The sequence below is a fragment of the Flavobacterium odoriferum genome, assembly GCF_025499515.1.
GTDB lineage: Bacteria > Bacteroidota > Bacteroidia > Flavobacteriales > Flavobacteriaceae > Flavobacterium > Flavobacterium odoriferum.
The window spans coordinates 1-11826 of the sequence record NZ_JAMKFA010000032.1; the positions used below are offsets into that span (position 1 = coordinate 1).

The window sequence follows — 11826 nt, forward strand, 5'->3', positions numbered from 1 at the left end:
AAGTTTGCAAAGTTTGCAAACATGCAAAGTTCCAAAACAGATAGTGTTATAAATACTGACAATAATTTTGATGATTATGAAGATTGTCTAAAAGCAACTCCAACAATTCCACAATCGGTTTACGATAACCTACCACCTATTTTGTTTGAAAGCTGTCAAGCATTCACTCAAGAAAGAGAAAGAGATGTTTTTCTAACGGGTGCTTTAGCAATTATCTCAGGTTGCTTACCTAATGTATCGGGGCTGTATGGTGGTAGTGTTGTTTATCCAAGTTTGTTTTCATTTATTTTAGCTCCAGCAGCTTCAGGGAAAGGTGCATTAAAATTTGCAAAAGCATTAGCCGATAAATACCACAATAAAACATTAGCACTATCATTAGATGACAAAAAAATATATGAAGAAAATCTATCAGCTTACAAAACATTAAAAGGTAAAGGAAAGCTAGAACCAGGTCAAGAAATGCCAATGCCTCCAAAATTTAAAGTTGTTTATATTCCGGCAAACACGAGTAATGCAAAAATAATGCAGCATTTAGATTGGAACGATGGTAGAGGAATTATTTGTGAAACCGAAGCAGATACATTAGGACAAACATTTAAAAATGATTGGGGTTCGTATTCAGATATGTTACGAAAATCTTTTCATCACGAAAGAATATCGAAAAGTATCAAAACAGATGGCGAATATTTAGAAGTTGAAAATCCGCAATTGGCTGTAGCATTGTCAGGAACACCAAAACAAGTATTTAATATTATTGCATCAGCAGAAGATGGTTTATTTAGTCGATTTATATTCTATGTTTTTAAAACAGATGCAATATGGTTAGACCCATCACCAAAAGGAAACCCTGTAAACTTAACAGACTATTTCACAGAACAATCAAAATTAGTTTTAAAGTTGGTAGAGTTTTACGAAAGAGACGAATTGATTTTACATTTAACCGAAGAACAATGGGAAAGATTTAATCCTATTTTCAGTTCGTTTTTAGAACAAATAAACACTTTTGTCAGTGAAGATGCCCTAAGTATAGTTAAGCGTTTAGGATTGATATTATATCGTTTTTGTATGATTTTCACAGCTATAAGAAAGTTTGCAACAAATGATTATCACAAAGAAATCTATTGTTCAGATATTGATTTTGAAACAGCATTAACACTAACAAAAACCTACATTCAACACAGTGTTATAATGTTTACTAATCTGCCAAAGCAAGTAGGACAAGGGCCATTTAAATCAGGTGAAAACAAAAAGAAATTCTTTGACGCATTACCTAACAACTTCCAAAGAAAAGAAGCAATTGAAATCGGTAAAAAGTTTGATATTCAAGAGCGTTCAGTGGGTAATTTTCTTAAATCATGTTTAGGTAAGTATTTAAAACAACCTAAAACAGGGTTTTATGAAAAGATTTTATAATTTTGAATAACTCTACAAAAATATTTATTAGGATATTCAATTATTTTTTATATCTTTGTAAAAAATTTGAAACATTCTACAAAATAGTATAGATGCAGAAACAGTTAAAAGATATTGCAAATATAAAGTTTGGACTTTATGTAAAACCACTTGAAAAGGGTTTTGCTAAATACCTGCAAGCTAAAAACTTTGATGATTTTGGTAATCTTCAAAGTGTTATAGATGCATTTGTAAATATAGACAATAAAAATGAAAGTCACCTTTTAGAAGATGGTGATGTGCTTTTTGTGGGTAAAGGATTTAGAAATTTTGCTTGGACTTATAATAAATCTATGGGACCAGCAATTGCTTCTTCTATATTCTATGTTATTAGACCAAATAAACAAAAAGTAAATCCTGATTATATTACAACTTTGTTTAACTCTCAAAAATACCAAAGTCAGTTTCAAAGTATGGGTGCTGGTAGTTCTATTCCATCTATTAGAAAAGGTGAATTAGAAAGTATTATGATTGACATACCAAAATTGGAAATACAAAACAATATAGCTACAATTAGTGCCTTGCATTCAGAAGAAATAAAATTATCAAATCAAATTATAGAACATAAAAAAGCCTTGTTTCAAGGTATAATTAATAAAATCGTAAAATAGATTACTATGGAAAATAAAATCACACAAAAAGAAATTAATCAAATCGTTTGGAAAGCTTGTGACACTTTTAGAGGTGTGCTGAATAGTAATCAATACAAGGATTATGTATTAACTATGTTATTTGTAAAGTATGTATCGGATGTTTGGAAAGACAAAAAGAATTTCTATGCTACAAAATACAACGGTGACACAGCTCGTATTGAAAGAGCCTTAGCAAATGAGCGTTTCAAACTTCCAGAGAACGCAACCTTTGAATTTCTTTTTGAAAACAGAAACGAACCTAATTTAGGTGAGTTAATCAACACTTCATTAGAACGTATTGAAGATGCTAACAGAAGTAAATTAGACAGAGTTTTTAGAAGCATCGATTTTAATTCAGAAAATAATCTAGGACAAACTAAAGATAGAAACAGAAGACTTAAAAATTTATTGGTTGATTTTGCAGCAATGGATTTACAGCCTTCTCATTTAGATGGTAATGATATTATTGGTGATGCTTACGAATATCTAATTTCGATGTTTGCCGGTGAAGAAGGTAAGAAATCGGGCGAGTTCTACACACCTAGCGAAGTATCAACACTATTAGCAAAATTATTAAATCCACAACCAGGAGACCGTATCTGTGATCCTGCGTGTGGGAGTGCATCGCTATTAATAAAAATGGCTAAAGAAGTAGGAAGTAACAACTTTGCTTTGTATGGTCAAGAAGTAAACGGAAGCACTTGGGCATTGGCTCGTATGAATATGTTTTTGCACGAGATAGACGATGCTACTATTGAGTGGGGAGATACTTTAAACAATCCTCGTTTACTAGAAGGAGATAATTTAATGAAGTTCAACATCGTTACCGCAAATCCTCCATTTTCTTTAGACAAATGGGGTGCAGAAACTGCTATTGCTGATATGCACAACCGTTACCATAGAGGAGTTCCTCCAAAAAGTAAAGGCGATTACGCTTTTATTAGCCACATGATTGAAACTACTTATGAAGATACAGGACGCGTTGGGGTTATTATGCCTCACGGTGCTTTGTTTCGTGGAAGTAGCGAAGGTAAAATTCGTCAACAATTAATAGAAGAAAATCTTTTAGAAGCAGTAATTGGTTTGCCAGCAAACTTATTCTTTGGTACAGGTATTCCGGCTTCAATTTTAATTTTTAATAGAGCAAAAGGTAATAATACGGATGTATTGTTTATAGATGCTAGCAAAGGTTATGAAGCAGGTAAAAATCAAAACAAACTTCGTGATACTGAAAAAATAAGTGATATTAAAAGGATAGTTGATACTTATGTTAATTTTCAAAAAGTCACTCCTTTAAATTCTGAAAAGGGTGTTGTTGTAGAAGATAAATATGCATTTAGAGCAACCATAAAAGATTTAGAAGAAAACGACTATAACTTAAACATTTCTCGTTATGTAGATACGTTTGAAGAGGAAGTAGCTATTGATGTAAAACAAACACAAGAAACAATTGTATCATTAAAAAAAGAATTGGTTTCGGTTGAAGATAAAATGAACAAGTATTTAATGGAGCTAGGATTTTAAAATAAAGATATGAGCAACATCAATACAACTCCGATATTAAGCCACAATAATATTAATACGATGTCAAACAGCTACAAGGAAACAGCTATTGGGATAATCCCAATTGACTGGGAAATAAAAAGGTTAGCTGAAATAATATCATTCTCCAAAGGAAGTAATCTTTCTAAAACAGATATTGTAGAAAATGGTGATTTTAAATGTATTCATTATGGTGAATTATTTACAGTATATAATGAAATAATCAAAAATATTGTTTCTTCTACTAATGTTAAATCAGGGAACCTCAGTAGATATGGTGACATTTTAATGCCTGCATCTGATGTTACGCCTGAAGGGTTGGCAAAAGCTTCAACAATTCTATTAGACAATGTTATTTTGGGTGGAGATATCAATATTTTAAGACCAACAATAAAAATTGATTATGTTTATTTAAGTTACATTATAAATTTTCAGAAATCACAAATAATTAAATTAGTTACAGGCTCGACTGTAAGACACATTTACAGTAAAGACCTAAAGACAATAAAGATAGTATATCCTAAATCTATTATTGAACAACAAAAAATAGCCGAAATCCTTTCTACTTGGGATGATGCTATTACAAACTGTAAAACAACAATAAATACATTAAAAGATAGAAACAAAGGACTTGCACAACAATTACTAAAAGGGAAAAAAAGATTAAGTGGTTTTGACGAATTGTGGAAGCTTAAAAAAATAAAAGATATTTCAATAGAAATATCCTCGAAAAACAAGGAAGATGAAGATTTGATAGTTTTATCTTGCACAAAACACAACGGCTTAGTTCCTTCATTAGAATATTTTGGCAGAAAAATTTATAGTGATAATCTCAAAACTTATAAAATAGTTGAGAAAAATGTTTTTGCTTATGCTACCAATCACATTGAAGAAGGCTCAATTGGTTATCAAAGTAAATATGAGAAAGCATTAATTAGTCCAATGTACACTGTTTTTAAAACAGACGATGATATTAATGATGAATTTCTATTTAGAGTATTAAAATCTAATACTTATATCCAAGAGTATCAAAAACGAATGGAAGGTTCTATTGATAGACGAGGTGGCTTAAGATGGCAAGAGTTTTCTAAAATTAAAGTTAACGTTCCATCTTATGAAGAGCAAACAGCTATCGCATTAGCATTAGAAACAGCAGACCAAGAATTAAAAAGCTACGAAACCAAGCTAGAAGCATTACAGTTACAAAAGAAAGGATTAATGCAGCAGTTGCTAACAGGAAAAATAAGAGTGAATGTAAAATAAGAAAAAACAGTTATGAGTAAAACATATAATTTTTATTGCGACGAAAGTACCCATATAGAAAATGATGGGCAACCTTTTATGATTTTGTCCTACATCAGTACGCCATATCATTTGCTTAAAATGCACAATCAAAACATTAGAGAAATGAAAATGAAACATTTCTATAAAGGAGAAATGAAATGGAGTTCAATTTCAAAATCGCAATATCCTTTTTATAATGAAATGGTTGATTATTTTTTTAATAGTGATTTAAACTTTAGAGCAATTGTAATAGATAAGTCTCAGTTAGACCATAAATCGCATAATCAAAATCATAACGATTTTTACGATAAAATGTATTATCAATTACTCAACAAAAAAATTAATCCTGAATTTAATTACAATATTTATATTGATATAAAAGATACACAATCATATCTTAAAGCAAGAAATCTTAAAACATACCTCGAAAGAGACTATAATAATATTAGAAACCTTCAAGTTATCCGTTCCTACGAAAGTGAACTAATGCAACTTACAGATGTGTTGATGGGAGCTATAAATTATAAATTAAGAGGAATGAATATTGTTACTGCAAAAAATAATATTATAGAAAAAATAGAAAGACATTGTGGTAAACCTCTAACTCAAAAAACAAACAAAGCAGAAAATAAGTTCAACCTCTTTTTTATCGATTTAAAAAATGGCAATTAATCTAATTAAAAAATATGATGCCTTTTTAGAAATCAATCATTTTACAGAGGCACAAAGGAAAGTTTCATTGAGAGCTGTTTTTGACAGAGATATTGCTGACAATGAAGATTTCAATTTTAGAACTAAAATTATACGTCCTTTAAAAAAAGAAGATGTTATAGATGTAGAAAGCTTATTTAAACATTTAACACATAAAACAGAAGATGTTGAAAAGGACAAAAGAGGTAAAGTAATTAAAACAAGAAACGTCTTTGATTTTGAAAGGTCAAAAAGACTACATTGGATATTACCACATATAAACGAATTAATTACTTCTGAAGTTGAAGTTTTTAGCAGTAACAATAGAATTGATGGTAAAGATGTTATTAGAACTTATATACATAATAAAGAGAAAGAATATGTAATAATACTAGAGCCACAAAGTAGTGGGATTGATTATTATTTTATTACTGCTTATTATTTAGAAAAAAAATATGGTGGTCCAAATATGATAAAAAATAAGTTCAAAAATAGATTGCCAATAGTGTATTAAACCGCAAAGTCCGGTACACTTCTGGGCGTATCGGACTTCGTAATTCAATTCTCACTAGTATGGTAGAATGAACACTGCAAAGATAGTAATTAATTTTAATAAAACAATAGTTGTACCAAAAAACGCTATTAATAAAGATAAATCAATAGATATGAATACTCCATCTTTTATAGAAGATCATATAGCACAACTACCTGCATTAAAACTTTTAATGAATATAGGTTGGCAATATCTTACACCTGATGAAGCTCTTGAAGCTAGAGGCAATAGGACTTCTAATGTTTTATTAGAAGATATTCTAAAGGAACAATTGCGTAAAATAAACAAGATTGAATACAAGCAAAAAGAGTTTGAATTTACAGATGCAAATATAAGTAATGGTTTACTTGCATTAAGAGATTTACCTGTTCAAGATGGATATATTGCAGCTAATAAAGCTTATTATGAACTAATAACATTAGGAAAAAGTCTAGAACAAACAATTTTAGGTGACAAAAAGAGTTTCTCTTTTCAATATATTGATTGGAAAAACCTTGAAAATAACACCTATCATGTTACCGAAGAATTTAGTGTATTACGTTCAGAAAGAAACGACCATTATCGACCAGATATAGTTTTATTTATAAATGGTATTCCTATGGTGGTTATTGAATGTAAAAGTCCAATAGTAAAAGAGCCTATCGATAAAGGTATTGAACAACACTTACGCAATCAACAAGATGATGGCATACGTTCATTATATCTTTATTCAAACATAGTAATGTCTATTGCTGTAAACGATGCAAAGTTTGCAACAACTGCAACACCTAAAGAGTTTTGGAGTTTTTGGAAAGAATTATTTAAAACCAAAGAAGAACAAGTGCTTTGGGAAGAAAGTATTTCAGACATCAAAACAAAATCAGTAAACAAAGACGATTGGAATAAATTAATTGATTGGCACGAAAAAAGAAATGAGTTTATCTCTAATGTGGTTGATAATGCAGAAACCGTTACGGAACAAGATAAACTAATCTTCAGTTTTTGCCAACCAAAAAGAATATTAGATTTAATGTTCAATTATATAGTATATGATGATGGAGTAAAAAAAATAACTAGGTATCAACAATACTTTGGGATTAAAAACACGTTAGCACGTTTAAATACTAAAACAAATAACAAATACACAGGCGGTGTAATTTGGCACACACAAGGAAGCGGAAAATCATTAACAATGGTTATGTTAGCTCAATTGATTGCGGCACATCCTAACATTAAAAATCCTAAAATCATATTAGTTACAGACCGTATAGATTTAGATAGTCAAATAACAGAAACATTTCAAAAGTGTCAATTTCCTGTAGAAAATGCAGAAGTTGGAGCATCAAAAGAAATTATCAAAAAATTAAAAGGAGAAAAACTATCAGATAAAGAATTTGAAAAACTTAAAAAAGACAAAAGTTTATTAAATCTTATTGCAGAACCTGGCGATGCTGTAATCACTACTTTAATACACAAATTTAAAGCAGCGGTAGATGCTTCTGTAACACCTTTTCTGTCTTCTGAAATTTTTGTTTTGGTAGATGAAGGACATCGTAGTCAATATGGTTCTTTCAACGTAAGAATGCAACAAGTATTCCCAAATGCTTGCTTTTTAGCATTTACAGGAACACCATTAATGAAAAAGGAAAAAAGTACAGCTAATAAATTTGGTGGCTTAATTGATGTTTATTCTATAAATGATGCGGTTGCTGATGGTGCAGTTGTTCCTTTACTTTATGAGGGAAGACACAATTTAATTGAAGTAAATGACAATCCAATTGACAATTATTTTAATAAAATCTCTGAACCATTAACACCTTACGGAAAAGCAGCTTTAAAAAGAAAGTACAGTAGTAAGAATATGCTAAATAAGGCTGACCAAATTATTTATGCAAGAGCTTGGGATATTGTTGAACATTTTGTAGACAATTGGCAAGGAACAGTATTTAAAGGACAATTAGTAGCCCCAAACAAAGCAACAGCAATCAAGTACAAAGAATATTTTGATGAAATAGGAAAAGTAACTTCCGAAGTAATTATTTCTGCACCTGATACACGAGAAGGAGAAGAAGACGCTTTTGATAAGGTTGATGATAAAGTAAAAGCATTTTGGAAAGCTAAAATGGATAAATACGGTACTACTGAAAAGTATGAAAAATCAATCATTAGTGCATTTAAAAAACAAGATACACCAGAAATTATTATTGTTGTTGATAAACTATTAACTGGTTTTGATGCTCCTAGAAACATTGTTTTATACATCACAAGGTCATTAAGAGAGCATACATTATTACAAGCTATTGCAAGGGTAAACAGATTACATCCGGGTAAAGATTACGGATATATCATTGATTATTATGGTAACCTTGAAAACTTAGACAAAGCTTTAGAAACCTATTCAGGCGATAATGCTTATGATGAAGAAGATTTAGCGGGTACTTTTACTAATATCAACGATGAAATTAAAAAACTTCCACAAGCACATTCAGAAGTTTGGGATATTTTCAAAACCGTATCTAATAAGTATGACGAACCAGCTTATGAAGTGTTATTAGCAGATGAAGAAATAAGACATAACTTTTATGAAAAGGTATCAATATTTGCAAGGTTGCTAAAATTAGCATTATCAAGTTATGAGTTTGAAACAAAAACACCTGATAAAGTAATTGCCAAATACAAAAAGGATTTAAAATTCTTTTTGGAATTAAGAATTTCAGTTAAAAGAAGATATTCTGACGAAGCAGATTATGCCTCTTACGAACCACAAATACAAAAACTAATAGACAAGCATATTACAACTGAAGGTGATATGTTAAGGATAACAGATTTAGTAAACATTTTCGATAAAGAACAAAGAGAAGCAGAAGTTGAAAAACTAACAGGTAAAGCAGCAAAAGCAGACCATATAGCTAGTAGAACAATTAGAGCTATTAATGTAAAAGTTAATGAAGACCCAATATATTATAAAAACTTATCGGCTTTAATTCGTGAGACAATTGAAACATATCGTTTAGAACGCATTACAGAAGCAGAATATTTAAGAAAGGTTAAAGAGTTTGAAGCTGAATTTTTAAGCGGTAAAAGAAACAATATTCCAGATGAATTAAATGGTAATGATACGGGTATTGCTATCTACAATTTAGTAAAAGAAATATTTAAAGAAGAGCTAGTTTTTAAAACAGAAATTGCAATAGAAATTGCAGTAGAAATAGATGCTATCATTCGTTCAATTGTTTATGAAGATGAAATATTAATTATTGATTGGCAAAACAAAACAGATATTGAAGGTAAAATTAAAATTGCTATTGATGATTATATTTTTGATTTAAAAGCAAAGTATGATTTAGATATTTCATTCAAACAAATAGATGATTTAGTAGAACAAGGATTAAATATTGCAAAAATCAAGTTTGTATAATGATAGTTAAAACCAACAATATTAAATACGGCAAAAAGGAAATAAGCTATGAACTAATTTTTCAAGATAGAAAAACATTAGGTATAAAAGTATTTCCTGAAGGTTCAGTAAAGGTATATGCTCCATCAGATACAAGTAATGATAAAATTGAAGAAAAAGTTAAGGAAAAAGCACGTTGGATATTAAAACAACAAAATGAATTTTTATCCTATCATCCTTTAACACCGGCTAGAAAGTATATTAATGGAGAAACACATTTGTATCTTGGAAGACAATATATTTTACAATCAGAAATAGGTCAAATAAATCAAGTAAAGGCATACAGAGGTAAATTAGTTGTACAGCACAAATCAAATACTAAGGTAGAAACTGTTGTGAGAAATTGGTATAGAGAAAAAGCAATTGAACATTTTAATTCAGTTCTTGAAGAAAAAATAAATCTCTTTACTAAATATGATATTGAAAAACCTTTAGTAGAAATACGCTCAATGAGTAAGCGTTGGGGTAGTTGCACAGTAAAAGGAAAAGTAATATTAAATCCCGAACTAATTAAAGCACCTAAAGGAAGTATTGAATATGTAATGATACACGAACTATGTCATTTAGTGCATCACAACCATAACAAAGCATTCTATGAATTACAAGAAAAAATAATGCCTGATTGGAAAAAGTGGAAAATAAAGTTAGAATATAGCTTGGTCTAAAATTGTAAAAAAAATACAAGCCTAACATTTAGATAAAATTTGATATAAATAAAAAAATATGGATGAACTATTAAATCAATCATATCCTTTTGAAGTAGTCGATGGCAATCCCATTAACTATAAATATGATTTTGTAAGCATTGGTGAAAAAGAAGTGCCAAAACGGGTTTCTGTTATTCAATACCCTAGTTTAGAAGGTTATTATAACTTAGGTTTTGGGAATATTACTATTTCAGATGATGGTATTGAAGCAGTATCTGATATGTCAAGAGATAATAACAAATCTGATGCTGATAAGGTTTTGACAACAGTTTTTGGATGTGCTTTAGATTTTCTATCTAATAATACAGAAAGTAAATTAACTTTCTATGGGAATACAGCTTTAAAACATAGACTTTACAAAATGAAAATATGTGATAAAATAGATTTGTTATCAACATATTTTACCGTTAAGGGAGGGATCATACAAAATTTAAATGTTGTTGAAACACCTATAGGTAAAGATGTAACAGATGCTATAAACGTTGATAATATTGACTATGAACCTTTCAATATTCAAAATAGCCAACACTATCACTTTATTGTTTTTGAATTAAAAGAAGAATATAAAGGCGAATAAATTGTTAAATAAATTAGATTATTTAAAATAATCTATTACTTTTGTATAATAAACACCTCTTGATTATGAGTAAGTTATTAAGAAAATTAATTGAAAGTTCTGGGAAAAAGCAAATTGTAACTTTTCAGGATAAAGATAAGCGTGTATCTTTAGACGATACATTTGGTAAAAATAAAATTCAATTAGTAAGCAAAATTATTGGCTCGGACGATAATTTTAATAAGCTAAATAATAAGTTGAAATCTATTTAATTGTCACAACTCAAATATTATAAACTCTTCTAATTTTTTAGGAGAGTTTTTTTATTTATACTATTTCATTAATGTTTTAAAATTTATATTAAAAAAATAGGAACGCTATCGCTGAAGTATTTTCACCCACCCAACCCAACGCTCTGCCAACGCTCTAGTGGTTTTCTCCCAACGCTCTAAGCACTTGTTTTTTTCCAATCTGTGCAAAGCATTTTTTGCCTGTTTTATTTTCCCAACCCCATCGCACATAAAACAGGCAAAAAAAGCCCTGCACTTTCCCAACGCTCGAAAAACAAGAGCTTCCCAACGCTAAAAACCACTCCCAAGCTATTTTACATAATGAAGGCAACATTATAGTTCAAAAAAAAGCGTTAATATTTTCGATGGTTTTTTTTTAGAACTATAATTTCATTATGTAAAATATCCGCTCAGCCAACGCTCCCACCCAAAAGCGGTAAAGTATTTTCATTGTTTTTTGAAGATGCCATAACGTAACACAACAACATTTGTAGTAAATAGAAAATACCCATTTCAAAAGACAAGTCAGGCATCCTCAAAAATCAAATTTGCCCACAAGAGTATAGTTTTTTATTTGCCAGACGTTTAGTAGTAAATTGCTTTTAAGCTGTCTTGATGCTACTCAATAATAAAGATGCTTTCATTAAAATAAGAAAACATATTTTCAACAGAACAGATGAAGCA

The 11826-nt window shown here is 29.8% G+C and carries 10 protein-coding genes; all 10 read left to right on the forward strand.

Features of this window, described 5'->3' with window-relative positions; all coding sequences use genetic code 11:
- The coding region (locus M9Q43_RS13875; RefSeq protein WP_262319456.1) for a YfjI family protein at positions 1-1413 on the forward strand (1413 nt) is incomplete at its 5' end.
- A 92-nt stretch (positions 1414-1505) separates the two neighbouring features.
- Complete coding sequence (locus M9Q43_RS13880) at positions 1506-2063, forward strand: restriction endonuclease subunit S (RefSeq protein WP_262319457.1); 558 nt, start codon at positions 1506-1508, stop codon at positions 2061-2063.
- Positions 2064-2069: 6 nt separating this feature from the next.
- Entirely contained in the window at positions 2070-3608 is a 1539-nt protein-coding gene (locus tag M9Q43_RS13885) for a type I restriction-modification system subunit M (RefSeq protein WP_262319458.1), read from the forward strand.
- 9 nt (positions 3609-3617) lie between these two features.
- Positions 3618-4889, forward strand: coding sequence for a restriction endonuclease subunit S (locus tag M9Q43_RS13890; RefSeq protein ID WP_262319459.1), 1272 nt, complete (start codon positions 3618-3620; stop codon positions 4887-4889).
- A 12-nt stretch (positions 4890-4901) separates the two neighbouring features.
- Positions 4902-5582 carry a DUF3800 domain-containing protein gene (locus M9Q43_RS13895; RefSeq protein ID WP_262319460.1) on the forward strand — a complete coding sequence of 227 codons (681 nt, stop codon included), beginning with the start codon at positions 4902-4904 and terminating at the stop codon, positions 5580-5582.
- Positions 5572-6114, forward strand: coding sequence for a hypothetical protein (locus tag M9Q43_RS13900; protein WP_262319461.1), 543 nt, complete (start codon positions 5572-5574; stop codon positions 6112-6114). Before M9Q43_RS13895 ends, M9Q43_RS13900 begins: the two co-directional genes overlap by 11 nt.
- Positions 6115-6181: 67 nt before the next feature.
- A complete protein-coding gene (locus tag M9Q43_RS13905) occupies positions 6182-9550 on the forward strand; it encodes a type I restriction endonuclease subunit R (RefSeq protein ID WP_262319462.1) in 3369 nt (1122 codons plus the stop codon).
- Positions 9550-10254 (forward strand): M48 family metallopeptidase, encoded by a 705-nt coding sequence (locus tag M9Q43_RS13910; RefSeq protein WP_262319463.1) that lies wholly within the window; start codon positions 9550-9552, stop codon positions 10252-10254. The genes M9Q43_RS13905 and M9Q43_RS13910 overlap by 1 nt, the downstream gene beginning before the upstream one ends.
- A 58-nt stretch (positions 10255-10312) precedes the next feature.
- Entirely contained in the window at positions 10313-10873 is a 561-nt protein-coding gene (locus M9Q43_RS13915; RefSeq protein WP_262319464.1) for a DUF6934 family protein, read from the forward strand.
- 65 nt (positions 10874-10938) lie between these two features.
- The gene (locus M9Q43_RS13920) at positions 10939-11124 is read left to right on the forward strand and encodes a hypothetical protein (protein ID WP_262319465.1); all 186 of its coding nucleotides are present in this window, start codon (positions 10939-10941) and stop codon (positions 11122-11124) included.
- The last annotated feature ends 702 nt before the right edge of the window (positions 11125-11826 follow it).